This is a genomic window from Roseixanthobacter finlandensis (genome assembly GCF_043195105.2).
Classification (GTDB): Bacteria; Pseudomonadota; Alphaproteobacteria; order Rhizobiales; family Xanthobacteraceae; genus NCEH01.
Genome location: NZ_CM195536.1, coordinates 2,863,568 through 2,887,255, shown reverse-complemented (window position 1 = coordinate 2,887,255; position 23,688 = coordinate 2,863,568). Strand labels below are relative to the sequence as shown.

Below are 23,688 nucleotides of genomic sequence, written 5' to 3'. Positions count from 1 at the left end.
TGGGTCGGCTCTCCATTTCAATTTCGAAGAATCCGGTCCCCGGGCTCGGTACTCGTGCCTCTCGCGGCTTTGCCCCTTCTGCATTGCCCGCTCCAGCATTGAAATCCCGCTCCCGTCCCGGCTGCGCTGCGCAGGCGGACAGGCGTCCGTCTGTGCCGGCGTCAAAAGAAAGGATTGGGTCATGACGAGCCAAAAGCCGCGCCCCGCGCTCGTTGCCGGCGTCTCTCAGACGTTCCCGGTGCTTCCGCTTCGGGATATTGTTGTTTTCCCCCATATGATCGTTCCCCTCTTCGTCGGCCGCGAAAAGTCCATTCGCGCGCTGGAAGAGGTGATGCGCGGCGACACCTATATTCTCCTGGCGACCCAGGAGAATGCCTCCGACGACGATCCGGCGACCGACGCGATCTACACCGTCGGCACGCTCGCCACCGTGCTGCAATTGCTGAAGCTGCCCGACGGCACCGTGAAGGTGCTGGTGGAAGGCATCACCCGCGCGCAGGTGGTCAAGTACACCGAGCGCACCGACCTCTATGAGGCCGAGGCGATCACGCTCGACGACGAGGTCGGCGACCGCGTCGAGGGCGAGGCCATGGCCCGCTCGGTGGTCAATGAGTTCGAAAATTATGTGAAGCTCAACAAGAAGGTGTCGCCCGAGGTGGTCGGCGTCGTCGGTCAGATCGACGACCATTCCAAGCTCGCCGACACCATCGCCTCCCATCTCGCGGTGAAGATCCCCGAGAAGCAGGGCGTGCTGGAGACCATCAAGGTCGCCGAGCGCCTGGAGAAGGTGCTCGGGCTGATGGAGAGTGAAATCTCCGTGCTCCAGGTGGAAAAGCGCATCCGCACGCGGGTGAAGCGCCAGATGGAGAAGACCCAGCGCGAGTATTATCTCAACGAGCAGATGAAAGCGATCCAGAAGGAACTCGGCGACGAGGACGGCCGCGACGACCTTCAGGAGCTGGAAGACCGCATCAAGAAGACCAAGCTCTCCAAGGAAGCCCGTGAAAAGGCGACCCACGAGCTGAAGAAGCTGCGCCAGATGTCGCCCATGTCGGCGGAAGCCACCGTGGTGCGCAATTATCTGGACTGGTTGCTGTCGATCCCGTGGGGGATCAAGAGCAAGGTCAAGAAGGACCTGCCGTTCGCCCAGTCGATCCTCGATGCCGATCATTACGGCCTCGACAAGGTCAAGGAGCGGATCGTCGAGTATCTCGCCGTGCAGAGCCGCGCGAACAAGCTCTCGGGTCCCATCCTGTGCCTCGTCGGCCCTCCGGGCGTCGGCAAGACCTCGCTGGGCAAGTCCATCGCCAAGGCGACGGGCCGCGAGTTCGTGCGCGTCTCCCTCGGCGGCGTGCGCGACGAGGCGGAGATTCGCGGTCACCGGCGGACCTATATCGGCTCCATGCCCGGCAAGATCGTGCAGTCCATGCGCAAGGCGAAGAAGTCCAACCCGCTCTTCCTGCTCGATGAAATCGACAAGATGGGCGCGGACTTCCGCGGCGATCCGTCCTCGGCCCTGCTGGAAGTGCTGGATCCGGAGCAGAACTCCACGTTCAACGACCATTATCTGGAGGTCGATTACGACCTGTCGAGCGTGATGTTCGTGACCACCGCCAACACCCTCAACATCCCGCCGGCTTTGCTGGACCGGATGGAGGTGATCCGCATCGCCGGATACACCGAGGATGAGAAGGCGGAAATCTCGCGTAAGCATCTGATCCCGAACGCGATCACGAAGCACGGCCTGCAGCCGAAGGAATTCGCCATCGACGATGGCGCCCTGATGCTGCTGATCCGCCGCTACACCCGCGAGGCGGGCGTGCGTAATTTGGAGCGCGAGCTCTCCACACTGGCCCGCAAGGCCGTGAAGGAGCTGGTGATGTCCAAGCGCAAGACCGTCAAGGTCACCGCCAAGAACCTCGAGGACTTCCTCGGCGCGCCGCGCTTCCGCTATGGCGAGATCGAGGGCGAGGATCAGGTGGGCCTGGTGACTGGCCTTGCCTGGACCGAGGTGGGCGGCGAATTGCTGACCATCGAAGGCGTCATGATGCCCGGCAAGGGCAAGATGACGGTGACGGGAAACCTGCGGGACGTGATGAAGGAGTCCATCTCGGCGGCGGCGTCCTACGTCCGCTCGCGCGCGGTCGATTTCGGCATCGAGCCGCCTTTGTTCGAGCGTCGGGACATCCATGTCCACGTGCCGGAGGGCGCCACTCCCAAGGACGGTCCGTCCGCCGGCGTCGCCATGGCGACCACCATCGTCTCGGTGCTCACGGGGATCGCCGTGCGGCGCGACGTGGCCATGACGGGTGAAATCACCCTGCGCGGCCGGGTCCTGCCCATCGGCGGGCTGAAGGAGAAGCTGCTCGCGGCGCTGCGCGGCGGCATCAAGACCGTCCTCATCCCCGAGGAAAACGCGAAGGATTTGGCCGACATTCCGGCCAATGTGAAGAACGCCATGGAGATCATTCCGGTCTCGCGGATGGACGAAGTGCTCAAGCATGCGCTGATCCGCACGCCTGAGCCCATCGAATGGACCGAACGGCCCATCACCGCCGCTGTGCCGGAGGAAGATGCCGCTGGTGTGGTTGCTCACTGAGCGATTTCAAAGGCTTAGCATGTAAAGAGAGGCGGCCCCGAAAGGGTGCCGCCTCTTTTGTTTTGCGTCACGGAATGCGGGAAATCGTGCATTGATGCGGGTTTGTGGCGGATCGCGCTTGCAAAAGCCGCATTTTCCGTAAAGCTTCCCGCCCATCGCTGCGGGCTTTGATGTCCCTCGATTCGAAGATAACAACGGAAGGAACGGTCACATGACCACCAAGAACGAACTGATCGCCGCGGTGGCCGACGAGGCCAAGCTGACGAAGGCGGCTGCGGCGGCCGCGGTGGACGCGACGTTCGACATCATCGCCCAGGCCCTGCAGAAGGGTGAAGAAGTGAAGCTCATCGGCTTCGGCTCCTTCTCGGTGGTGAGCCGCGCGGCGCGCGAAGGCCGCAATCCCCGCACCGGCAAGCCGGTGAAGATCAAGGCCTCCAAGGCTCCGAAGTTCACGCCCGGCAAGGGCCTGAAGGAAGCCGTGAACGGCTGATCCTCCACCCGTGGGGGTGCTGCTTCGTCGCAAAGACCAAGAAGCGCCCCCCGGGGTCGCGGGGACGGATTCGGGCGGCCCGTGCATAGTCTCTCTCCCGCCGCGCCCTACGCTCGCCCCTGCGGCCGTTTGGGGCTTCGCCTGACCCTGCTGGGGTTTTCCCCACGCCGTTGCACTGGAGAGGTCGGGTAGCCGCTACCGGGAAGGACCGCCGCGCCCGTGCGCAGCGTATGCGCCTGCCAGGACCTTCCCAGGGGAGTTGTGGTTTTGGCCGGCCAACGGCGCGGAAGCGCTGGAACCGGCGCCCATGCCTCTTCAAACGCATTTTTGGGTTTTTTCGCGCCGGGCTTTGCCTTTTGGAGATGCCGGTTCGCGCAGCTTGCGTGTCGAGCGGACGGCGCTTAAAGCTTTTCTCGCGCCTGTGCATCGCGCGCGCCGCCCTCTTGATGCATGGCGAGGCGGCGAACGGGACTACCCCGTCAGGTCGGGCGGTTAGCTCAGTTGGTAGAGCATCTCGTTTACACTGGGATGGGCTCAGACGGGCCTAGGAGCCGCAAGGGGTTGCCGGAGGCGCTCATATAGCCTCCGGGGCACTGGAGGGCACCAAGGCCCCCAGTTCGCGCCAGTTACGCGCCAACGTGCGCAACAGGGACGCACGGAGCTTTGCACTAGCGTGGCTGCTCTCTATCGTTCTCAAAACAACGGTGGGAACGGTTCAACGCCATGGCGAACATCCGCACGATAGATATGCAATTTCTGGATGAGCTGTTTGGAATGCAGGGTGGCTACGTGCTCCAATTCAGCAATGCATCGTTCTCTCGATTTTTCGCGGAAGAGTTGAATATCGACATCGATGACCCACGATATGCCGAGGACGGCAGCTCAAAGGGAAAAAGGCTGAGATTTTTTCTCAGGAGCGTAGACGGCATCACCGCCGCGCGCACGCTGAAGGCTCTGTGGGACTATCGGGAGGCGGTTCGCATGAACACGTCCGGTCCCGACTTGGTGAAGAACGCCCATGGTCGCTTGCTCACGCTTATTAATAAGCTAGAGGGCGGAGTGGAAGCGCCTTCTCCCTTCACGCCGGTTCCCGCCTTCGATACCGAAAAGATAAGCAAACTAAATGCGGAGCTGATTGGGCTCTACGGTGTCGAGCCTCACACAAGAGGGTATGCGTTTGAGCGATTCCTGAAAGCGCTGTTCGACCTTTACAAACTCGACGCCCGCGATCCGTTCAGAAATAGGGGAGAGCAGATCGATGGCAGTTTCGTTCTCGCTAATGAAGTCTATCTGCTTGAGGCGAAATGGCATGCCAGTCCTACGGGGGCTGGCGATCTCCACGCCTTCCACGGCAAACTAGAGCAGAAGGCGCCTTGGGCGCGGGGAATATTCATCAGTTACAACGGTTTCACGGAAGACGGCCTACATGCCTTCGGTCGCGCCAAGCGTGTGGTATGTATTGAGGGATTGGACCTTCACGACGCGCTCCGGCGAGAAATCCCATTTCCCAGTGTTCTGACTGAAAAAATCCGTAAGGCGGGCGAATCCGGAAACCCCTTTGTGCGAGTTCGAGACCTTTTTCCCGAATGAAATTTGAAAATACGTAGAGCCACTGCCAGTGCAGAATCTGGCGGTGCAGGATAGAGCGCGATGTGACTGACAGGGCCACCCCGCGCCCTACGGGCGGTTGTGGGTGGGATTGTTAGGGGCGAAGCCCGGCGCGGTAGTAAGCCACTTCCCGAAGGGCAAACTCTCCGGCATGTTTGCGCGGGAGCTTCACCTTCACATTGGCTTCTGTTCCGAGGTGGACCATGCCGCGCCTTCGTGCAGCCGCGTTGTTGATTGCGCTTCTGGTGGGGATAATGCCCTCGGGAGTAGCTACGGCCCAGCAGTGGACCTCGTCTCCGAAACCGTCTCCGGCGCAACCTTTACCGGCCCATCCATCGGCGGCGGCTCCAGAGACGCCGAACCAACAGGTGGAACGGGTCGGAACCCGCTTCGGCACCGTTCTGGTGATATCCAGATTCAATTCCGATGACGACTCGATAGATGTCGCTTTGGGTACGCAGAAGATCACACTGAATGGTCATGGCGGAACCATTCAAGGCCAATATCGCCTACCGGATGAGGATGTCCTGATTATCACCACCAGGAGCGGCGGAAGCGGGGGCGTAGATAACTACTACCTGATATCCGCCTCCCCAGCGGGCTTGAAGAACAGGACCGTTACGGGGTTCTCCCCAACGGACTACACCTTCAAAGTTCAACCCTCCTACGACAGCCTCCAATTTGACCTGGGGTACGAGGACGGCAGGTTGAAGGTCGCAACCTATTCCGGCGGCGTTCTAAGGGTTACCAAGGCGGCACCCGTAGGAAAGCTCCAACTGGGCAGGGATGATTGTGCCTCGGTGCTGGATTATGCGGCAGAATGCAAAACGCAGGAGGATTGCCGATTTTCGGAGCCTATGGACATCTTCTCGATGAACGTCGTCAGGAACCTTCACGCCATCGCGAATAATCCCGCTTTCAGCGTCGAGCGTTTTCAGAAGGTCTGTGTGGAGATCTGCCGGACGCGCACCTATTCCACACTCCCGGTACGCAAGCAGCTCTGCGGGTATTAATCGTGTATACGATTATGCCCGTGCGGAGTCTCGCTTGCCAATCACGGTCTTGAAGAAGCTTTGCTGTAAACCTCATTCAGCTTAGCTACCAGTTTATCCACAGCGGCACATAACCGGCTGTTGTCCTTGCGCAGCTGTTCATTTTCCAAGGCCACCTCAGCGGACGACAGCATGGAGTTCATCGCGGCAGCGAAGTCTTCTGCCTCGGTAAGCGAAAAATCATCAGTGACGTACGTGCCATCGGCGCTATATAACTCATAGCAGCTATGCCCCCGCGTGAAATAATACCCACCCGGTAGGTTGATGCGCTCCTTGATCACATTCCTCGCTTTCTCTTTGTTTTCGTATCTGTTCCCGCAGATAAGCCACGGGGTCTAAATCATCAAAGCGCAAATCCGGCTTCTTCTCGACCTCAAGCAGGTGGAAGAAGTCGGTTTGCATCGCTTATTGCTCTTGGCAGCTAAGGCGTACCCATTGGCCGCCGAAGTCTTCACAGCGGTCGCGCTGGCCGAGGATGAAGAAGGCGCTCAGGGTAAGCATCAGGAAAACCAGATAAATCAAATAGCTCATGCTTTTCCCCTCTATGCGTTCTGGACACTGTTAGTATCGGCATCCCATTCTAGGTGCGCGACGCATTCCTCGTGAGAGTCACCGGCGCCGTAGTCTGTGAATTGCTTCACCACGCATTCCTGGCGGCCGGACAGGTTGCGGCGGCGGAAAAGGCTAACGTGCGCTTCCTCAATGGCCGCTGCTTTATCGCGCAGCGTAGCGAGATATGCGCCCTTGCCATCGGAAAGCTCATACCAAACGTCGGCGTCTTTCAGGTTGTATGGCGCGCAGGGATGGTTTGCGGCTCCTTCAGGCAAGTGTGGGTTCATTGGGTTTCTCCTTATTTGTTAAATACATTATTGCGCTGTAAAATAATAATGTCAACAATAAGTGTGTAATAAGTGGAATAACAACCCTCGGTCGCCGTAACTGCGGAGCGCCGCCTTGACTATAACCCCATAGGGTATAAGGCTGCTGGGGGATAACCTGCACTTTCCCGCCGCCATTCGCGGCCAAGTTTACGAGGCCTCACATGGCATCCAAAACCAAAGAGACCACCGTGCCTGATTTTTCAGAAATGTCGCTCGATGAGCTGCAAGCCCTCGTGGAGGCGGCAAGCGCTGCCCTGGAGGAGAAGAAAGACGCACGACGCCAAGAGCTGATGGCAGAGCTAGAGGCCCTGGGCGGCATTCCCACTGCGCCGCGCCGTCCTCGGGCTGCGCCTGCTGCTGCCGATGGCACGCGCGCCAAACCTGCCGTGAAGTACCGTGGTCCGAATGGCGAAGAATGGAGCGGGCGAGGGGCTCTTCCCCGATGGGCCAAAGATCTTGGAGTTCAGGACAAGGTTGGTCTCGAACGCTATAAAGTTTGATAGCAGTTCAGCTATCGAGGCGGCGCCCCTGTGGAAATGGGGGATGGGCATAGACGCTGAAAATTAGCGAAATGTCAGATAGTTGGGGCTGCAAACGGTTGTGCCCCAACCCTTTTATCGAGTTATCCCCACAACTCACAAAGGGTATATGGTCGTGGGGATAATGCGGTTATCCGGGTGAAAGTGCGGGCGCCCCCTTGACGCATGGTCCAGGGTTTGCACCCATACCCGTAGGGATTGAGACAGCTTCACCGATTCGATTAATGGTGAGGTGTGTCCCGTGTCAGACGAATCCAGAAACCGGCTCTCCTTCAAACTTTTTGGGCTCCTCAGCGGAGAAGCTGAGGGCTTTGTCGCCATTGCGGCTTTGGTGACCTTGGTGCTCGCCGTCGTCGTGATCTGGCGGATCGTCTAGTATGCATCAGCTATTTGCTCACGGTGTTTGTTGCCCTGAATCCAGCCAAAGCCCACAGAATGGCCGCGCCGAGCATGAAGAGCGTCAGCGGTGGAAGAACCGCAATTGCTGCTGCCTGAAGCAGTTCCTCCCAAGGTTTAGGCTGTGGTGTAAGAGTGATAACAGCTTTAGAATACAATTTTTCGGATAAATCTCGCGTGTTCAAATCCTTGTACTCAGGATAAAGAGCGCGGAATTTGGGCTCTTCATACCAGCAGAAATCGCCGGGCTGGATGTTGCTGTAATTGTCCCATGGCCCCGCGTTGCCCCGTCTGGCTGAATAGTCGGTGCCGAGCTTCCCTCTGGTTTGGCTGCATGGAACGGGAAGTAGATTTATTCCGGCCTTTGCCCATTCGCGGGCTTCTGCGCCGCGCGCGAACTCCCGACTTACCGGACTGTACATGAAGGCAATGATCGTGATTGCCCATAGGACGGAAACCAGAACCCAGATACGAAACAGGCCGCGTCGGATATTCATAGTTCCCCCCAGCGGCCGTATCAGTGCCCAGCCATGGCAATCTGAACCGCCTTTATCGCACCGCCGTGGGCGACCAGCTCTCCGCACAGCTCATATTCACTGCATTGGCTGGCCAGCTTTGCAAGCGTCAGGAACTGCTTGGCGGTGATGCGCTGATCGCGCTCGCAGGCCACCAGGAAAAGCGCTTCATCACGCTCGCCCAACTCAGGGTGAAGATGCCCCATCCGATCAATGACGTGGGCGTTCGTGGCATCCACCAGCGAGCCCCTAAAGCTGAACGTAGCCTTCATCTGCGTGCCCTCGGCTTTGGTTGCTCTCAGAGCGTAGCAGGGGCAGCGCCATTGCGAATCCCCCTAGACGAAGAATGTTAGTAGGAAAATAATCCTTGACGAAGCGAGGCGAGGTCACCCAGGATCTTGCGGGGCGGGTGACATCTACCTGACGGATGCCGCCCCGCCGTATTTCGGCTGTCAGGCGGCAATAACCAAAAGAAAGTCAGGTATTTGAATGCATTCTTCTCATGGCAGCACGCCATACGCTCATCCAAGCTAGAGCCTACCACTAAGCTGGTCTGCTACACGATCTGGAGCCACATGGCCTCAGACGGCACTGGCTGCTTTCCCTCATATGCACAGATCGCCGAGGAAAGCGGCTTGAGCCGCAGATGCGTCATTGAGCATGTTCATAAGGCTGTCGAGGTTGGTTTCCTGATGGTGGAAGCCCGTGAACGCGACAATGGCTCATCGACCTCGAACATGTATCGGCCGACCATGCCGGGTAGTGAACCTGCTGCACCAGGTGGTGATCCTGGTTCACCAGGGGGTGGTGATCCTGGTTCACCCCATATAACAAACCATCTTTCTAACAAACCAAGTAATACTATCCCTGTATCCCTTTCGCCGCAGGAGGAAACCAAAAAGAAAGCCCCCAAACATGCCAACCCTCGAACAAGCCTTAGCCAGTTTATCGAAAACACTGGCGGTCTCCCACCAGCCGAATGGGCAGAATATCCCCGGCGTGAACATGGGTGGGGAGCAGACCAGCTCAACGCCGTCTGGCGGGCCTTCAGCCGCTACTGGCACAGCCCTGACTGTCCGAAGCCGCTCAAGCGAGATTGGCGAGGCACTTGGGAGAATTGGTGCGATAGGGAAGCCGCAAACCGCAGACCAGGCGGCCAGGCTGGCGGAGCAACTGGTAGCAACTTTGCTGCCGCCTTCAATGGCTTCGTGGATCGACGCACAGGAGCGCAAGGCAATCGACGGGATGGAGCCGTTTCCTCGGGTGCCGAAGCCGGAGAGAACGCCGGAGCTGGTGGAGTGCATCTCGCTGACGGTGAAATCCCTTTCTGAGATCACTTCGCCCGCCAAGAACCGGCCTGCCGAGCTGGCGCTTGAGCTGTCCAAGATGTTCGCCGGCTTCAACCTGTTCGCTGGCGACTCCGCCAAGCTGGCCACTCAAGTCGAGGTATGGGGCGAGGAGTTGGGTGAATACCCGCTCTACGCCATCCGCAAGGCGTGCAAGTGGGCCATCCGGGGAGGGGAGCGTCTCCCCAGCTTGGCAGCCTTCCTGGCCGATGTACGCCTGGCGGTAGGGAGCAAGGTGCTGACGCGGAAGAAGCTTCTGCTGAGCTTCCTGAACACGGATGAACCGTCTGCGCGATAGGTGGTCGAGTTCACGGTTCCATTGAAGCCCATGCCGTCACCAAGGCCCCGCCTCGGGCGTGGCGGCACCACATTCATGCCGAGCAGCTACACGCGCTGGAAGGCGGACTTCATCCGCTGCATCCCGTATCAGTCCAAGACCCAATACGCGGGCGCTGTGAGCGTTTTTATCCATTGCGACGTGTCGGTGCCTAAGAGCTACACCAAAAAAGAACGACAGGATGCCCTGGAAGGTTTGGCGTGGCCGGTCGGCGACGTGGATAACCTTGCAAAGAGCGTCCTCGATGCCATGACGCAGGCGGGGTGCTGGCGCGATGATCGGCAGGTGGTTCGGCTCAGCGTGGCCAAAGGCTACGCCGAGCTTGATTCAGTGCAAGTGCGAGTTGTGCAAGGTTAGCAAGCGGAGGGTGTTATCTTCCGCACCGCGGACAGCGACCACCTAGTGGCCCCATGTTTAATGGGCGACTCTTTTCCCGCTGCTCACGCAGCCCTGCGGTCTCAACGCGTTGATTTAGCTCAGCTAGAAGTTCCAGCTTCTCTTCCGCATTGAGCCTCTCGAAATCATCTGCAAAGCGCCGAGTCCTCTCGCTCATTGTTCTCTCCTAATGGTATTATTAGTTTCCGCCACACGTCATGCAGGGGCTTTTAGGGCGCCAGGGCGCTGTCCTCGTCGTCGGGACTTTATCGCACGTGTAGCATTTGCGCTTAAAGAGAATGAGTCCGGTACGCATGCCCGCAGCATATTCGGCTGGCTTTATCCCCTTCTGAATATCGTGCGAATCGGCATCATCCTGACGCTTCGACAACAGCTTGTATTCAAGCTCCAGATTCTCGGCGTCGTTCTCGGCCAGCTTATTCCAGGCGGTGCGAAGCGCGTAGCTGTCCCGAGAAGCACGGTTGCAATATTGGAGCTCTTCGTCCCACTTGGAAATGAGCGACCAAAGAGTAAGCAAAAGTTGAGCAAGGGCTAAAAGCGCCAAGACCGTAATCGCTAGCCGCTGATAGTTCTTTAAGAAATCGAAGAAATCAGCACTTAAAACATAACCGATAACTAATGGTATGGCGATTCCGATAAAATCGCGTGAGCGGACCAATATGGAGAGTTTTCTTGTTCGTTCATCGAAGATATGGCGGGTGCCCTCGGCATGCAGCGCATTGTCCGCGGACTTGGCACGAATTTCTTCAGGACTCATTAGCCCACTAGCCTTCCACGAACCTCAATCAACCGCGCTTCCCGAAGGGAGAAGGTAGGTTACTCCCTCAGCAGTTGTGCGAGAAGCGGCAATTTAGGGCGCGATCCAGCTTGACCCAAGGTTGTGCCAACTGCCAAGATTCAGGCGGGGCGAAGGTTGGCGGGGATCAGCAAAATGATGCGGCGCGCGTCTGTGGCGTTGGCGTTTCTAGTGGCCATGTCGAGCGCGGGCTTCGCCCAGGCGCCGGGCAGCCAGAATACTTCCACGCCATGGGTGATGGATGGGCTTCTCAATCCGCTTCTGTCGGGGTGCCAACTGCCGCAGGCCTTCGTTAAATTCCATGATGAGCTGAAGGCCTCGACGGCCGTGGCACCCAGCGGCGGCGGCATCACCTACAGATACACGGCCCCATTTGCCGATAAGATCGGCGATATCAAAGCCGCGAAAGAGGGAGAGAAGTGGACCTTCAACAGCACCCTCACGAACGCGACGTGGAAGGGGCTCAAGCTCAACGTCTTGGAATATGAGGCGCAGGGGGCAGAGCCGCGTGTCATCATGGTCCAATTCGATGTGCCCGCCGACGCGGTGAAGGATACCTTCTTCTCTTTGGTATCAGCCTCGCAGCAAATTCTGGCTAGGGCAGGGAAGGGTGGATCAACCAGCATCCGCGATTTTCAGGGGAGGCCCGCAATCATTTGCCGGGTGGATTCTGGGCTGACGGTTGTGGCGGGAATCCCTGTCACCGAAGCTCCCGCTAATCCGTCCCCACAGCCGCAGCAGGCCGGAAATTTCGACTCAAAGAGAATTGAGGATCTCCTGGATAAGCGGACGTCGCAGAGGCAGACTTTCTCGCCCTTTGACGCGGCACCCCTCCTAGATCCACTCCTTGCCGGTTGCTCGCTGACGGGCGGGCTCCGGGATCATAACTTTGATCTGCTGGAGGAGGCGGACAAGCCGGGATACAAGCCAAATGCGCCGCGGGATACGCGCATCGCGCAAAATACATCACGGGTAATCATGGCCCAACCCGGCGGGGATAGGTTCGTCGTTTCCGTGATGGAGAACACGTTTTGGCGTGGGCTGAAAGTCGATGCGATTGTCTATGAGCGACTTAGATCCACCGGGCATTGGCGCGTTCTGGTCCAGTTTGGGGAATCTCCGGAACAGCTGAAGAATGTTTTGGGCCAGGATCTATACGCATCCCAAGGCTTGGTATCAGGGCCGAATTCGGGTGTGCAGACAGATATCATCACCTTCGGCGGCCGCGGCGCTCTGACCTGCCAGTCATCGTCTGGTCCCTGGATCAGCCAAATTCCCAACGACGGGGACAACCCTCCGCGGCAGCTGGTTGAGCTGAAAAACCCCTACGTTGCCCCCAGGCGGACCGAGACGACCACACACGATAGGCAATGGCTCTTCTCCGAACAGAAGGATGGGGCATCCCTCATGTATGCGGCGCCGAACAGCGACGACATCGTGATCGGTTTTGCATGTTCCCGCGGCCTAAAGCCGATAGAAGCGCGCTCGTTTTTCAACATTCCCGGCGTGAAAGACGGCGTAGCTGTTCAGCTCACGCTTCGGTCGGGGTCCAAGTCCCTATCGCTGAACGGCATGGGGGAATTCAACGAAATGACTGACAGCAGCGATATCGTAGCCAAGGGCGGATCGATGGCCCAACTGAAGGCAGTGCTTGCGGTTGGATCGCGGTTGATGGTGGTGGCCAAGGGCAAGTCCAATCCTGTGCCATTGGATGGGGTTATGAAACAATTTAGGGAGTTTGAGGCTCTGTGTGCCACGCCTCCAGCCGACCCGGCACGGCCGAAAAATCTCTCCGAGGACGAAATGAAGGAGCTGTTGTATGGGCGGGGAGGCGCGCCAGCGGCAGCACCACCCGCCGCTCCACCTCACACACCAGCGCCGCAACCAGTTGCGGTCACGAACAGTGGGTATGGCACCCTTCACGTTTGCAACAAGACCAGTAAAACGATGTCCCTGTTCACCGCCCACCCGAAGGAAGCAAATTCTACGGAATGGATTGTTCAGGGCTGGGGCACAATCAAAGGATCATCCTGCGGCGACTTCGTTGTGCCGAACGGATTGGTGCATTATTACGCGCAGACTGAAACCAAGAATTGGGGCGGCAAGGACGCCTATTATTGCGTTACCGCAAAGCCCTTTGAGAAGAAGGTGTTTAAGGGCGAAAAGTGCGTGAGCGGCGAGATGAGGTTAGGTGCCAACGAGGTTTACGTCGAAGGCACCTATAACCTTAATCTCGTTCCTTGAGCGGGCGGGAATCGCCTATTTAACCCGAACCACGCGCGTGCCGCCATTATAGGGCTCGCAGGAGAACTTAACGCCATATCGCTTTCCAGCGTGACAGGCATGATTGCGCATGGACTGGTAGGGCCGGTCGGTCGTGAATCCCTCGCGGACTTTGAGGGTGTCCCACGGGTATTTCATGGGGCGACCCTTTTTAACGACGGGCAGATTATCCGTGGTGAACCGTGATGTGACGCTCATGGGGCTGCCCTAGAACGGTATCTCATCGTCGAAGGGCATTTCAGCGGTCACCTGAACAGGCTTGGCGGATGCCTTCTGCACATGGCCACTGTCGTCATGTCCATCCTTTTTCCCATCCAGCATGACCAATTTGTCCACCAGGATCTCGTAGGCGATGCGTTCAGCTCCATCCTTATCGGTCCATTTCCGGCTTTGGATGCGCCCCTCGATGTAGATCTTCGAGCCTTTCTGCACGAAGGCATCGATCACGTCCGCCGTGCCTGAGAAGGCGATCAGGCGGTGCCATTCGGTGGTTGTGGTAGTGTCGCCCGACGCCTTGTCTTTGCGGCGCTCACTGGTGGCAATGCTGAGATTGGCGATTTTAGTACCACCTTGGGTCATTCGGATTTCGGGGTCTTTGCCCACGTTTCCGATTAAGATCACTTTGTTTAACGTACTCACTTACTTAGCTTTCATAGGTTTATGTTTTAGGCGCACGCTCCAGGTGGCGTCGAGTGTCATGCCTTGATCTGCAAGCCAGGTTTTCACCTTATCCCAGTCGATAACGGGACTCACCTTTTCGGTGATGCACTCCGGCGGCAAATCCTTCTTCTCAAAGCCATACTGGCGTTTGAGCCATGCCTCGCTCAATGCCTCGCGTGTCAGGCTTGATACGGCAGTCTCGTTCTCCAGGCTGACTTCGCCGGTCTCCTGGTGCCGCCGCAGAAGCTCGCGCTTTACGTCGTCCAGGTGGGCGTATAGCTCGTCAGCATGGGCCTTGGTGTCCATGGCCTCGGTGATGAGCTGGTCATTCGTGAAGCTGGTGAAGTCCATGGCTACACCTCCCCGTCTTCAAGAATCTGAGCAGCCTCCGGATAAGCGCGGCAACGCTCGATAACCTTGGCGTTCTCCTCGCGGTAAGCCTTCATAAGCGCCGGGTCGGCAGGCTTCATTTCCACCAGCGTCCTGGCTTGGTGAATGGCCTTCGCCGTCTTCTCCTCAAGGGAGAGTTCCCCGCGTGGTGCCGGTGTCGTCGGCTGGGTCTTCGCAGGTCGGGCGTGAGCTGATTGTCCATCGTCATCTTCGGTGGAGATGCCAAGTGCGCTCACAAGGCTGTAGCGGCGGGCATAGGTGACTGCGCTGCCGTAGCTCTGCGCGTCATTCATCTTGCTTTCGGAGCGCCAAGGCACCTCGGCCGCGCCCGTGACCATTTCTCCGCTGTCGGCGTGTAAGAGGATCGTTTCTACCCGCGCGTGGTTCTCGCGGCTGGCGGGTTGGATCGGCTGTAGGACGACAATCCCATGGGTGTTGCAGGTCGAAATTGCCTCGTCCAGAACGGCGGGGAGGTCGGCGTACTTGTTGTTGTGCCCTTTTTTACCCTTTTTAACCGGATCAAGGTCGTGTTGCACCTTTAAGAGTGCGGCGGCGATATTCTTCACTCAATGCTGCCTCCTATTTGTTGTAGCCGACTGGGGCGGAGTCGTAGCCGTCCAGCATAGCGTTTATCCAGTCAATATCATCGTGGTGTGGTGTTTCCATATAGTATCTCATTATTGGTTGTGGGTTGACTTTAATTCACCTAACTAATAAGTGCAATAATAAATAACATAATAAATGTGTAAAAAAGTATTTGACGCCATATTCCAGACATGTCTTTATTGGACTAACCAAAACCAATAAGGAGATATATCATGACCACCTATAACCCGCCTCGCTACATTCCAACGCTTCAGGACCGATTGGCCGATATCTATTGGGCTGCACCTGAGCTGTGGGCAGGGGCTTTATTCCTCGCCATTGGCGTCGTTGAGATCGCCGTGTTTGCGCAATTTATCTAACACCAAGAGAAAGTGAGGATTGTGAATCCGCAATACCTTCAACAAGCCAGCACCCCCGAAGTATCCCAGTGGGTGCGCAGTAACCTCGCCAACTATCTCAAGAAGCACGATGAGAATATGGGCGAGATTGAACATATCATCGACTACCTCAACAGCGATGCAGCGCCGAAGCGGCTCAAGAAAATGAGCTACAAGCAGGCACATGCCGCTGCAGAGCGCTGGTCAGCTGTCCTCCAGAAGCGTGGCGCAGCCATCCGCGAGGATGAAGTCGACACCGAGGAGTTCATCGACTTCGGCGATGGCTTCCGCTTCGTGCGCTTGGTCGGAAAGAAGGCCTACGAGCGCGAGGGCAACCTTATGCGCCATTGCGTGGCCTCGTATTTCGGTCGCGGGGTGAAGATCTATTCCCTGCGCGATGCCGAAAATCATCCCCACTGCACCATCGAGCATGACGGCGGCATCAATCAGATCAAGGGTAAGGGCAACGGCCATATCCACCCCCGCTATGTGCACTATGTGGTGGCGTTCCTGGAAAAATTGGGTCTGACCGTTCGGGAGAGCGAATTACGCAATCTCGGCTACGTGCCGGTTGAGAAGGAATATCTGCACCTGGCGCAGACCGTTTACGTCTCCGTTCCGGTCACGGAAATCGGCGGAAAGACGTACCTGTATGTGCACGGATCACTGAAAACGAAGCCCTACGACAAGAAAAAGGTTGCCGCTCTTATCGCGGCGAAGGCGGATGCGGGCGCGTTGGAAAAGGCCATCAGAGCTAACCATACCCACCTTGCGGTGCTGATGATCGGTCAAGGCCTAACGGTGGGCGGCGGTCTCGACCTGCGAGGCACCGCCATCACCCAGCTGCCGGACGGCCTGACCGTGGGCGGCGGTCTCGACCTGCAAGGCACCGCCATCACCCAGCTGCCGGACGGCCTGACCGTGGGCGGCGGTCTCGACCTGCAAGGCACCGCCATCACCCAGCTGCCGGACGGCCTGACCGTGGGCGGCGGTCTCGACCTGCAAGGCACCGCCATCACCCAGCTGCCGGACGGCCTGACCGTGGGCGGCTGGCTCTACCTGCAAGGCACCGCCATCACCCAGCTGCCGGACGGCCTGACCGTGGGCGGCTGGCTCGACCTGCGAGGCACCGCCATCACCCAGCTGCCGGACGGCCTGACCGTGGGCGGCGGTCTCGACCTGCAAGGCACCGCCATCACCCAGCTGCCGGACGGCCTGACCGTGGGCGGCTGGCTCTACCTGCAAGGCACCGCCATCACCCAGCTGCCGGACGGCCTGACCGTGGGCGGCTGGCTCGACCTGCGAGGCACCGCCATCACCCAGCTGCCGAAAAGCGCGAAGGTCAAGGGGAGGGTGATCCGATGAGCAAGCCCTGGCCGCTCTTCGCCCTGCTCCAGCAGGCACTCCAGGATGCCTTTAAGCCTGGACTCGATCCGGCGTGCCGCATTGATTTCGCAGGAGGATCAGCACCTACCGAAAGGGTGCTGCGCCCTTCTGCGGCGAACACCCAATGCGGCTATGTCCTACGGGAACTTGCGGCCGGTCGGCGGGTGTCTTCGGCCAGCATTTTCCGTAGCATTCTGGCAGTGAAACCCACTAATCGGATTTCTGAGGTCCGGCGCCTGCTGCGTTCTCATGGAATTGAGATGAGGCATGACGTTAAGCGGGACAACGGGAAAAGGTATTACGTATTCTTTCTGGATATCCCCGACCAGGATAGGGCTGCCGAACTCATACGATCTTCCAGGCAAGCCGGAATCAATGAGCCCCAGGAGGGGCTTAAAGGTAAGGTCAAATGATATGGTATACCACAGCTTGCTGTGGAGTTTTAGCGCTCTCGCCTTATTAAGCAGCGTTGCGTTAGCCGAGCCATTTAAGGGTTACGATACAGCCGTATCAATCAACGCCGAGGTCAGCGCCAGCCGGAACTACACACCACGTATTGCAAAGTGGTATCGCCCATGGAGGGTTATTAAACCAGGAGAACCGGGGAACTGCTTGGATTATGCGGTTCTCAAGTGCGCAATGCTAAGGAAGGCGGGGTTTGATGCATCTCGGTTGAGTTTGGTGGCGTTCCCACGATGGGATGGGATTGGGCACGCCGTGTGCGTTATCGATGGAGCATGGGCCATGGACTGGAAGAACTATCCTATTTCCGCCACCAAGGCAGGACTTGGCGCTCTGGACGAACCCATTCCAGTTGAGGTTAACGCCCCCTGGCGATAGGCCCTGTACATATTCACTTAAACAGCGATTTAGCAGAAAAATCCAGCTCCAGGCTTTTCCACGCATCATAAGAGTTCTGGCGGCTTCTTCGTAAGAAAACAGGAACCGGCAAAATCTGTCGCTTGAGCGAGTGCTAATGTCCTAGCAAACCAGACCAGGGCACAGGGCGGGGAGCGATTGGCACGCTCATCATGCTTGGAGGTATCTGTGCGTTCTGTGGTGGGCGTGTACGTGAGGATGTAGGGGGAGGGCCATCCGGCACCCCGAACAACATCATGCCGACGCCCTGGCCTAATTCATATGCCCCAGTGTTTCCCTGATACTGCCTCACAAGCTTTGGGTCGGGTTGAGTGGAAGTGTACCTCAAGCCAGGCTGCCCCGGCACAGGAGTTCCGGCGCCGGTGGCCGCCCGCCGCGTCGGCTGAGGCTTCCGAGGTGCGCTCTCGCTCTGGGTGGAAGTGGCGCGCCTGGTCTCGGTCTTTCCGCTGCTTCGGCAAGCCGTTCCCGATGGCGCGAAATTCAGGGAACCATCCGCCGACACAGAACTCGTATCGCAACGGACACCTTGAGCTAAGCTGATGTTAACACACGAAAAAAGTGCAATGGCTGAAAAAGTGAGCGTGCGCATGAGTTTGCCTGCCGCCTTGGAGGTATCGCGAGCATAGCTCAAGCTCGCGCTGGGGCAAGTTTGCAACCAGTCAAGATGCAGCTTGCAACCCGATCCGGTGACAGGCAAGACATTACCGCCGTAGGGGAGGGAGCAATTATGCGTGGCATGTTTTCAGTCAGTGGCCTTGTTCTATCTGCCATCTTATTGGTTGGCTGCGGGCAGAATGAAGAGAAGGCTAAAAATGCGGGCTCTGCGGGCAATGATCCGGCAGCACTAAAATGTATTCATATGGCAGTGGACGGAAGTCAGGGCTTGTCGAATGCGCTATTTAACGCACTTAACGCCTTTAAATTTGAGCTTATAACTGAAATAGTTGCCAATTGCCGTGCCGTCGCTGCTGAGTTTCCTAATGATAAAAGACTGATTGTGGCCGGATTCCAGTCGACGTTTTATATTACTTCTATGGCTATCGGTGTCCCAGAAATTAAGGATGGTCAAATAATTCCTGAAAAAAGCATTTCCCAACTTGAAAGCCAAACATCCTCCGCGACGGATCTAAAGAATGTCGGATTTTATATCGCCTCGGCGTATGAATACGGCATTGGCGCCCCTCAAAGCAAGCAGGAGGCAGAGAAGTGGTATGCTAAGGCCGCGGCAGCTGGAGATAAGGTTTCCGAGCGTGAGCTTGCCCGCTTGCAAAAGAAATAACCGTATACACAATAAGGTCGTTGACGATATCAGTTATTGAGTGCACGCTTTCATTGTTTTTAAGTTCATTGCAATGAAAGTAAATATAATGAAAATCAATCTCAAATTGCTGGGCGTGACGGCTCTGGTATTTGCCTCCAGTGCCGCGCATGCGGTTACGACCACATGGAGCCAATATGAGCGCGGCCATGACTTCACGGTGTCTCGCGCTCGTGTCACCTCCGGCACGACCCCGGCCGCGCTTGGAGCCATTCAGGTCGATCCCAAGAAGGACGTTACGATCTCTCTGAAGGCAAGCACCCCTGTGAGCGTCACTCTCAGCCGCATGTTGTCCGACAGCACAGTGCTGGGCTCCGAAGCTATCGCTGTTGGCACATCTGAAGTGTCGCGTACCTTCTCGGCGCCGCAGACGATGGAAGCCATTGGGGTAAGTGCTACCACGGCGCTGTCAGCTGGCAATAACGTGTCTGTCACGGTTATCCAGTCGAAGGAATAATGCCTGCCCGGCTAAAGCCCCTTCGGGGGCTTTTATATTGTCAGTAGTCGTTTTGTTTGACATGGTTATGGCATGGATAAATGCCACGTCTACCCATTAGGTGATTATCGGGAGCATGAGTTGACCGAGAAATGTTGGTGCAAACCCATGGAGTTAGATGGGGTCGTGGTTCATAACGCAATGGATGGTCGTGAGCATTATGAAACGGGGGAATTGAAGCTAAATTGATATGAGTAATCCTGTAGGGCGTCCGATAGTGACCTTGGCCGATTTGATCCCCGGCTGGCGCGAGCTTATGCACTCCATTTACACGGATGGCGGCAGCGATGCCGAGGTAAAGGTTGCGCTGGCCATTCCTCCGGCGCGGGCCATGAGCAATGAGCTATGGGATGATTTGCAGGCGCGGGAGCCTGAATTTTCGCAAGCCGTAAAAGAGGGGCGATTGATTGCCGAGGCTTGGTGGGCCAAAGCCGGCCAACAAGGCATCTTCATGGGGAAGACATTCAACGCCACGACGTACATTTTCAACATGCACAATCGTTTTCTGCATTGGAAGAACCGCCAAGACGTTGAGCACTCTGGAAATAAAGAAAACCCGGTGCGGCTTGAGCATGCCATTTCCAGCCTGACCGTGGATGAACTAAGAGCGCTCGCATCGGGTGGAGCTGACAAGTAGACAGCGCCGTGAAATAGCCCTATTGGCTCGTGAAGAGCTTAAACTTCGTGGCGAGATCTACCAGCCATATGACAAGCAGTTGGAGTTTCACCGGCTCGGCGCCACCAAGCGGGAACGCTGCCTGTCCGCCGGGAACCAGCTCGGCAAGACGCTCGCTGGCGCGGCTGAGACCACCTTCCATCTGACTGGCATCTATCCTGACTGGTGGGAGGGAAAGCGCTTTAATCGCCCGGTGCTGGCCTGGTGCGGCGGGGTTACCGCAGAAAGCACCCGCGACGGTCCTCAGACGAAGCTGCTCGGCACCATGGGTGAGCCCGGCAGTGGCACAATTCCCACATCCCTAATCACAAACATCGCCAAAGCCAGCCATGGTATCCGCGATGCCGTGGACTTCATGCGCGTCCGCCACGTCTCGGGCGGCGAGAGTGTGCTGAACTTCAAGAACTACGCCCAGGGCCGCCAGAAATGGCAGGCGGCCAGCGTGGACGTGGTGTGGGAGGACGAGGAGCCGCCGGATGAGATCCATTCCGAGGCCCTGAGCCGGACCAACGCCACCGGCGGCATCGTCTTCCTGACCTTCACCCCGCTCATGGGCATGACGCGGCTGGTGTTCGACTTCTGGAAGAACCCCACCAAGGACCGCGCCCTGGTCTGCATGGGGATTGCCGACGCCAAGCATATCTCGCCTGAACTGCGTGAAACGATCATCGCCAGCTACCGGCCCCATGAGCGTGAGGCGCGCACCAATGGGGTGCCGTCCGTGGGGAGCGGCCTGGTGTTCCCGGTGGACATCGCCAAGCTGTTGGTCGATCCGCGCGAGATCCCCGCCTACTGGCCACGCTGCTTCGGCTTGGATTTCGGCTGGCACAACACGGCGGCGGCGTTCCTCGCCCATGATCGGGACACCGACACCGTCTACGTGACAGCCGAATATAAGCAGGGGGAACGCACCCTGGAGGGTCATGCCCTGCATCTCCAGGGGATGGGCGCCAACTGGATGCCCGGCGTCTGCGATCCCGCCGGCGGCCAGCGCAACCAGCAGGATGGTGAGACCTTCCTGAACCGGGCACGTAGCTCTGGTTTGAACCTGACCCCTGCGGACAACTCCGTGGAAGCTGGGATCGATGACGTGCTCACCCGTATGCACACCGGCCGGTTCAAGGTGTTCAACACCTGTGGCGCCTGGCAGCAGGAATTACACCTTTATGCTCGAAACGAGAAAGGTCTGATCAATAAGGAGAATGACCACCTGATGGATGCGACGAGGTATGGAGTGATGACCGGATTAAAGGTCGCCTCTGTACGCCGCAATAATTCCGGGGTAGCATTCACTATGCCGAAAGTAGGGATAGTTTAATGGCGCGTAAGGCTGCTGCAAAAAAGCCAATTCAAACGGATGGTGGCGTTGCCGCATACCTGAATAGCCGGTTCCTATCTGCCTACAACTCGACCAATAAGGTCCGTGAAGCCCGCAAGGACATGCTGGAATATTACCGGCAGGAAATGGACCATATCCCCAGCAATGACGGGGAAAGCAAGATTGCCACGGCAGAAGTGCGCGACGTGGTGGAAACCCTGCTCCCCCAGATGCTGGAGCCCTTCATGACCAGCGAGGGGGCAGGGGTGTTTGAGCCCACCAGTGAGGAGGATGTCGAGCAGGCCAAGCTAGAGACCGCGTACACCCAGCATGTCATTTTCACACAGAACAAGGGTTTCGAGCTGTTTGTCGCCTGGGCCAAGGATGGCCTGCTTCAGAAGAACGGGTACGCCAAGGCTTGGTGGAACAGTGAGGCCCAGGTCGTCCCGGAGAGCTATCAGGGCCTTTCTCTGGACGAGGCGGACAAGGTTGTCGCCGACGCCGGGAACGTCCTGCAAATGGCCGTCAGAGGGTTCCTGCCAACCGGGGAGGAGATTCCGAGCATTGAGGCGCTAGCCACCATCCCGCCCGAGCTTATGCAGGGCATCCGCGTGAACCTGGATCTGGTGCGCGAAGAACGGAATGAGCAAGTGCGCATCCAGGCGGTGGCGCCGGAGAACATCGTGGTGGAGGAGGGATACACCAAGGTGGACCTGTCCGATGCCCGGTATGTGGCCGAGCGTATCGTGGACAAGACGCGCGGTGAGCTGAAGGCCATGGGCTATCCCGCCGACAAGGTGGACAGCCTGGCGACCCTGTCACCGCTCGATGATCCGGAGGCACGGGAGCGCGCCAGCAATCAGGGCACATCGAATGACCTGAGCAGTCCGGCCCGTGGTGACGACGCTATTGTGGAAGTCCGCGAGCATTATATCCGCAGCGACCTGGATAACAGCGGCATCATCAAGCTCTGGAAGGTGTGCACCGGCGGGGAGGGGAGCAGCGTGGTGCTCTCCCAAGAGCTGGTGTCCCGCATTCCGTACCACGCCTGGACACCCATCATTGCCCCGCACCAGCACCACGGTGGCTCCGCGGCCGAGCTGGTGAACGATCTTCAGGATATCCACACTGTGCTGTGGCGCCAGTCCCTGAACGCTGTGGTGGCGAGTAACCGCGTCCGGCCGATGATCAACGAGACCAATGCCGCAGAGGATACATACAACGATCTCATGCAGACGGTGCCGGGGCATCCCATCCGCGTTCGCGGAAATATCGCCGATGCCATCGGATGGACCGCGCCGCCTAACACCGCGACTATGACGCTGCCCATCATGGAGTACCTGCAAGGGATGCTCGAATCTCGCACAGGCTTGTCCAAGCAGGCCGCAGGCCTGGATTCCCAGGCGCTGGCCGACAGCACCAACATGATGGGCGCCATGATCATGAGCCAGAGCCTGATGCGGGTGAAGATGATGCTGCGTACCTTCGCCGAGACCGGCGTGCGCTCGCTGATGGAGCATGTCCGCGAGTTGGTGATGAAGAACGAGAAGCGCGAGCGGATGTTCGAGTTCATGGGCAAATATGTGCCGGTGAATCCCACCGACTGGCGCACCAAGCGGAATACCGTGATCAAGGTTGGCCTAGGGTATGCCGACCGCCTGGAGAAGATCGCTTCCCTCAACAGCGCCTACAGCATCCTGCAAGGGGTGGTGGAGATGCAGGGCGGCGTGGCTGGGCCGCTGGTGTCGTTGGAGAACGCCTATAACGTCCTCCAGGATCTGTTGACCGCCCAAGGTCTGGTGACCAAGGGTCGGTATCTCACGGACCCTGTTGCCAATCCGCCTCAGCCCCAGCCCGCACAACCCAGCGCCATCGACGTGGCAGAGGCCGAGCTGGTTTCCAAGAACGCGATTGAGGAAGCTAAGCTTAAAGCTGATCTGCAAAAGCACCGGGAGGATACCAAAGTAAGGGTATTGGAAATCTGGTTGCAAGACGTGCGCGAACGTGAAAAGTTGAATATGCAGAGGTTTAAGACTCTGGCTGAAATTGAACAAATGGTGACCGCGAACGATAATGGACAAGATAGAAGCAGCGAACCAAGCGCAACTGCTGCTTAATATACCGGCCTTTAAGGAGGCCTGCGAGCGCGTCGAGCGCACCATTATCTCCGGTTGGAAACAAGCTTTAACGGTTGAACAGCGAGAGCACGCGTGGTGCGAACTGCGTGGGCTCGAAGCCGTTAAGACCGCCCTGGCGAACATCGTCAGCAGCGGGCGCATGGAGGCTGCGAATAAGGAAGCCAAAACGGCCCCTCGACGCGGCGCAACGCAACGAAAGTAACAAG

The 23,688-nt window shown here is 57.9% G+C and carries 28 protein-coding genes and 1 pseudogene; 20 read left to right on the top strand and 9 right to left on the bottom strand.

Going from position 1 to position 23,688, the window contains the following annotated elements:
- Positions 1–181 precede the first annotated feature (181 nt).
- From lon to V5G24_RS13730, 4 genes are all read left to right on the top strand, one after another.
- Entirely contained in the window at positions 182–2,599 is a 2,418-nt protein-coding gene (gene lon, locus V5G24_RS13745; RefSeq protein WP_394082014.1) for an endopeptidase La, read from the top strand.
- Between the two features lie 211 nt (positions 2,600–2,810).
- The gene (locus tag V5G24_RS13740) at positions 2,811–3,089 is read left to right on the top strand and encodes an HU family DNA-binding protein (RefSeq protein WP_348845029.1); all 279 of its coding nucleotides are present in this window, start codon (positions 2,811–2,813) and stop codon (positions 3,087–3,089) included.
- A gap of 723 nt (positions 3,090–3,812) precedes the next feature.
- Positions 3,813–4,679: a restriction endonuclease gene (locus V5G24_RS13735; protein WP_394082016.1), complete on the top strand. Its 867-nt coding sequence runs from the start codon at positions 3,813–3,815 to the stop codon at positions 4,677–4,679.
- Between the two features lie 221 nt (positions 4,680–4,900).
- Complete coding sequence (locus tag V5G24_RS13730; RefSeq protein WP_394082018.1) at positions 4,901–5,710, top strand: hypothetical protein; 810 nt, start codon at positions 4,901–4,903, stop codon at positions 5,708–5,710.
- Positions 5,711–5,751: 41 nt separating this feature from the next.
- Here V5G24_RS13730 and V5G24_RS13725 read toward each other — a convergent pair whose 3' ends face one another.
- From V5G24_RS13725 to V5G24_RS13715, 3 genes are all read right to left on the bottom strand, one after another.
- Positions 5,752–6,030 carry a hypothetical protein gene (locus V5G24_RS13725; protein ID WP_394082020.1) on the bottom strand — a complete coding sequence of 93 codons (279 nt, stop codon included), beginning with the start codon at positions 6,028–6,030 and terminating at the stop codon, positions 5,752–5,754.
- A gap of 124 nt (positions 6,031–6,154) precedes the next feature.
- The gene (locus V5G24_RS13720; RefSeq protein ID WP_394082022.1) at positions 6,155–6,280 is read right to left on the bottom strand and encodes a hypothetical protein; all 126 of its coding nucleotides are present in this window, start codon (positions 6,278–6,280) and stop codon (positions 6,155–6,157) included.
- An 11-nt stretch (positions 6,281–6,291) separates the two neighbouring features.
- Entirely contained in the window at positions 6,292–6,588 is a 297-nt protein-coding gene (locus V5G24_RS13715) for a hypothetical protein (protein WP_394082024.1), read from the bottom strand.
- A 203-nt stretch (positions 6,589–6,791) separates the two neighbouring features.
- Between V5G24_RS13715 and V5G24_RS13710 the strand changes: the two genes are divergently transcribed.
- A complete protein-coding gene (locus V5G24_RS13710) occupies positions 6,792–7,130 on the top strand; it encodes an H-NS histone family protein (RefSeq protein WP_394082026.1) in 339 nt (112 codons plus the stop codon).
- Between the two features lie 280 nt (positions 7,131–7,410).
- Positions 7,411–7,545 carry a hypothetical protein gene (locus V5G24_RS13705; RefSeq protein ID WP_394082028.1) on the top strand — a complete coding sequence of 45 codons (135 nt, stop codon included), beginning with the start codon at positions 7,411–7,413 and terminating at the stop codon, positions 7,543–7,545.
- Positions 7,546–7,555: 10 nt separating this feature from the next.
- Here the strand turns inward: V5G24_RS13705 and V5G24_RS13700 are convergent, their stop codons facing one another.
- Positions 7,556–8,062, bottom strand: a complete 507-nt coding sequence (locus tag V5G24_RS13700) for a hypothetical protein (protein ID WP_394082030.1) — start codon at positions 8,060–8,062, stop codon at positions 7,556–7,558.
- Positions 8,063–8,082: 20 nt separating this feature from the next.
- Positions 8,083–8,352, bottom strand: coding sequence for a hypothetical protein (locus V5G24_RS13695; RefSeq protein WP_394082032.1), 270 nt, complete (start codon positions 8,350–8,352; stop codon positions 8,083–8,085).
- A gap of 303 nt (positions 8,353–8,655) precedes the next feature.
- On the opposite strand from V5G24_RS13695, the pseudogene V5G24_RS13690 reads away from it, so the two are divergent.
- The 3 genes and pseudogenes from V5G24_RS13690 to V5G24_RS13680 all read left to right on the top strand — a co-directional run.
- A pseudogene (locus V5G24_RS13690) lies at positions 8,656–8,712 on the top strand (hypothetical protein); the annotation flags it as partial.
- A gap of 283 nt (positions 8,713–8,995) precedes the next feature.
- Positions 8,996–9,724 carry a hypothetical protein gene (locus V5G24_RS13685; protein ID WP_394082129.1) on the top strand — a complete coding sequence of 243 codons (729 nt, stop codon included), beginning with the start codon at positions 8,996–8,998 and terminating at the stop codon, positions 9,722–9,724.
- 75 nt (positions 9,725–9,799) lie between these two features.
- A complete protein-coding gene (locus V5G24_RS13680) occupies positions 9,800–10,120 on the top strand; it encodes a RusA family crossover junction endodeoxyribonuclease (protein ID WP_509292239.1) in 321 nt (106 codons plus the stop codon).
- 217 nt (positions 10,121–10,337) lie between these two features.
- On the opposite strand, the gene V5G24_RS13675 is transcribed toward V5G24_RS13680, so the two are convergent.
- Positions 10,338–10,916 (bottom strand): mobilome CxxCx(11)CxxC protein, encoded by a 579-nt coding sequence (locus V5G24_RS13675; RefSeq protein WP_394082034.1) that lies wholly within the window; start codon positions 10,914–10,916, stop codon positions 10,338–10,340.
- Between the two features lie 174 nt (positions 10,917–11,090).
- Here V5G24_RS13675 and V5G24_RS13670 point away from each other — a divergent pair, with 174 nt between their 5' ends.
- A complete protein-coding gene (locus tag V5G24_RS13670; RefSeq protein WP_394082036.1) occupies positions 11,091–13,199 on the top strand; it encodes a DUF1036 domain-containing protein in 2,109 nt (702 codons plus the stop codon).
- A 246-nt stretch (positions 13,200–13,445) separates the two neighbouring features.
- Here the strand turns inward: V5G24_RS13670 and V5G24_RS13665 are convergent, their stop codons facing one another.
- Genes V5G24_RS13665 through V5G24_RS13655 form a run of 3 tightly spaced genes read right to left on the bottom strand, consistent with a single transcriptional unit; the run spans position 13,446 to position 14,854 of the window.
- Positions 13,446–13,817, bottom strand: coding sequence for a single-stranded DNA-binding protein (locus tag V5G24_RS13665; protein WP_509292238.1), 372 nt, complete (start codon positions 13,815–13,817; stop codon positions 13,446–13,448).
- A gap of 60 nt (positions 13,818–13,877) precedes the next feature.
- Positions 13,878–14,249, bottom strand: a complete 372-nt coding sequence (locus V5G24_RS13660; RefSeq protein WP_394082040.1) for a hypothetical protein — start codon at positions 14,247–14,249, stop codon at positions 13,878–13,880.
- A gap of 2 nt (positions 14,250–14,251) precedes the next feature.
- Positions 14,252–14,854, bottom strand: coding sequence for an ERF family protein (locus V5G24_RS13655; protein WP_394082042.1), 603 nt, complete (start codon positions 14,852–14,854; stop codon positions 14,252–14,254).
- A 252-nt stretch (positions 14,855–15,106) separates the two neighbouring features.
- Between V5G24_RS13655 and V5G24_RS13650 the strand changes: the two genes are divergently transcribed.
- From V5G24_RS13650 to V5G24_RS13605, 10 genes are all read left to right on the top strand, one after another.
- The gene (locus tag V5G24_RS13650; protein ID WP_394082044.1) at positions 15,107–15,253 is read left to right on the top strand and encodes a hypothetical protein; all 147 of its coding nucleotides are present in this window, start codon (positions 15,107–15,109) and stop codon (positions 15,251–15,253) included.
- Between the two features lie 21 nt (positions 15,254–15,274).
- Positions 15,275–16,636, top strand: coding sequence for a hypothetical protein (locus tag V5G24_RS13645; RefSeq protein WP_509292237.1), 1,362 nt, complete (start codon positions 15,275–15,277; stop codon positions 16,634–16,636).
- Positions 16,633–17,070 (top strand): hypothetical protein, encoded by a 438-nt coding sequence (locus tag V5G24_RS13640; protein ID WP_509292334.1) that lies wholly within the window; start codon positions 16,633–16,635, stop codon positions 17,068–17,070. The genes V5G24_RS13645 and V5G24_RS13640 overlap by 4 nt, the downstream gene beginning before the upstream one ends.
- Positions 17,033–17,497 carry a transglutaminase domain-containing protein gene (locus tag V5G24_RS13635; protein WP_509292323.1) on the top strand — a complete coding sequence of 155 codons (465 nt, stop codon included), beginning with the start codon at positions 17,033–17,035 and terminating at the stop codon, positions 17,495–17,497. The genes V5G24_RS13640 and V5G24_RS13635 overlap by 38 nt, the downstream gene beginning before the upstream one ends.
- Before the next feature lie 766 nt (positions 17,498–18,263).
- On the top strand, positions 18,264–18,815 hold the full coding sequence (locus V5G24_RS13630; protein WP_394085732.1) for a hypothetical protein: 552 nt from the start codon (positions 18,264–18,266) through the stop codon (positions 18,813–18,815).
- 88 nt (positions 18,816–18,903) lie between these two features.
- The gene (locus tag V5G24_RS13625; protein WP_394085733.1) at positions 18,904–19,311 is read left to right on the top strand and encodes a hypothetical protein; all 408 of its coding nucleotides are present in this window, start codon (positions 18,904–18,906) and stop codon (positions 19,309–19,311) included.
- A gap of 262 nt (positions 19,312–19,573) precedes the next feature.
- On the top strand, positions 19,574–19,987 hold the full coding sequence (locus tag V5G24_RS13620; protein WP_394085734.1) for a hypothetical protein: 414 nt from the start codon (positions 19,574–19,576) through the stop codon (positions 19,985–19,987).
- A complete protein-coding gene (locus V5G24_RS13615; protein WP_394085735.1) occupies positions 19,971–21,344 on the top strand; it encodes a terminase large subunit domain-containing protein in 1,374 nt (457 codons plus the stop codon). Before V5G24_RS13620 ends, V5G24_RS13615 begins: the two co-directional genes overlap by 17 nt.
- Entirely contained in the window at positions 21,344–23,461 is a 2,118-nt protein-coding gene (locus V5G24_RS13610; RefSeq protein ID WP_394085736.1) for a portal protein, read from the top strand. The genes V5G24_RS13615 and V5G24_RS13610 overlap by 1 nt, the downstream gene beginning before the upstream one ends.
- Positions 23,418–23,684, top strand: coding sequence for a hypothetical protein (locus V5G24_RS13605; RefSeq protein WP_509292333.1), 267 nt, complete (start codon positions 23,418–23,420; stop codon positions 23,682–23,684). The genes V5G24_RS13610 and V5G24_RS13605 overlap by 44 nt, the downstream gene beginning before the upstream one ends.
- Positions 23,685–23,688: the final 4 nt, after the last annotated feature.

Coding starts and splice junctions, on each gene's coding strand:
- lon (WP_394082014.1), top strand. CDS start 182: ATGACGAGCCAAAAGCCGCGCCCCGCGCTCGTTGCCGGCGTCTCTCAG.
- V5G24_RS13740 (WP_348845029.1), top strand. CDS start 2,811: ATGACCACCAAGAACGAACTGATCGCCGCGGTGGCCGACGAGGCCAAG.
- V5G24_RS13735 (WP_394082016.1), top strand. CDS start 3,813: ATGGCGAACATCCGCACGATAGATATGCAATTTCTGGATGAGCTGTTT.
- V5G24_RS13730 (WP_394082018.1), top strand. CDS start 4,901: ATGCCGCGCCTTCGTGCAGCCGCGTTGTTGATTGCGCTTCTGGTGGGG.
- V5G24_RS13720 (WP_394082022.1), bottom strand. CDS start 6,280: ATGAGCTATTTGATTTATCTGGTTTTCCTGATGCTTACCCTGAGCGCC.
- V5G24_RS13715 (WP_394082024.1), bottom strand. CDS start 6,588: ATGAACCCACACTTGCCTGAAGGAGCCGCAAACCATCCCTGCGCGCCA.
- V5G24_RS13710 (WP_394082026.1), top strand. CDS start 6,792: ATGGCATCCAAAACCAAAGAGACCACCGTGCCTGATTTTTCAGAAATG.
- V5G24_RS13700 (WP_394082030.1), bottom strand. CDS start 8,062: ATGAATATCCGACGCGGCCTGTTTCGTATCTGGGTTCTGGTTTCCGTC.
- V5G24_RS13695 (WP_394082032.1), bottom strand. CDS start 8,352: ATGAAGGCTACGTTCAGCTTTAGGGGCTCGCTGGTGGATGCCACGAAC.
- V5G24_RS13685 (WP_394082129.1), top strand. CDS start 8,996: ATGCCAACCCTCGAACAAGCCTTAGCCAGTTTATCGAAAACACTGGCG.
- V5G24_RS13680 (WP_509292239.1), top strand. CDS start 9,800: ATGCCGAGCAGCTACACGCGCTGGAAGGCGGACTTCATCCGCTGCATC.
- V5G24_RS13675 (WP_394082034.1), bottom strand. CDS start 10,916: ATGAGTCCTGAAGAAATTCGTGCCAAGTCCGCGGACAATGCGCTGCAT.
- V5G24_RS13670 (WP_394082036.1), top strand. CDS start 11,091: ATGATGCGGCGCGCGTCTGTGGCGTTGGCGTTTCTAGTGGCCATGTCG.
- V5G24_RS13665 (WP_509292238.1), bottom strand. CDS start 13,817: ATGACCCAAGGTGGTACTAAAATCGCCAATCTCAGCATTGCCACCAGT.
- V5G24_RS13660 (WP_394082040.1), bottom strand. CDS start 14,249: ATGGACTTCACCAGCTTCACGAATGACCAGCTCATCACCGAGGCCATG.
- V5G24_RS13650 (WP_394082044.1), top strand. CDS start 15,107: ATGACCACCTATAACCCGCCTCGCTACATTCCAACGCTTCAGGACCGA.
- V5G24_RS13640 (WP_509292334.1), top strand. CDS start 16,633: ATGAGCAAGCCCTGGCCGCTCTTCGCCCTGCTCCAGCAGGCACTCCAG.
- V5G24_RS13635 (WP_509292323.1), top strand. CDS start 17,033: ATGAGCCCCAGGAGGGGCTTAAAGGTAAGGTCAAATGATATGGTATAC.
- V5G24_RS13630 (WP_394085732.1), top strand. CDS start 18,264: ATGCGTGGCATGTTTTCAGTCAGTGGCCTTGTTCTATCTGCCATCTTA.
- V5G24_RS13625 (WP_394085733.1), top strand. CDS start 18,904: ATGAAAATCAATCTCAAATTGCTGGGCGTGACGGCTCTGGTATTTGCC.
- V5G24_RS13610 (WP_394085736.1), top strand. CDS start 21,344: ATGGCGCGTAAGGCTGCTGCAAAAAAGCCAATTCAAACGGATGGTGGC.
- V5G24_RS13605 (WP_509292333.1), top strand. CDS start 23,418: ATGGACAAGATAGAAGCAGCGAACCAAGCGCAACTGCTGCTTAATATA.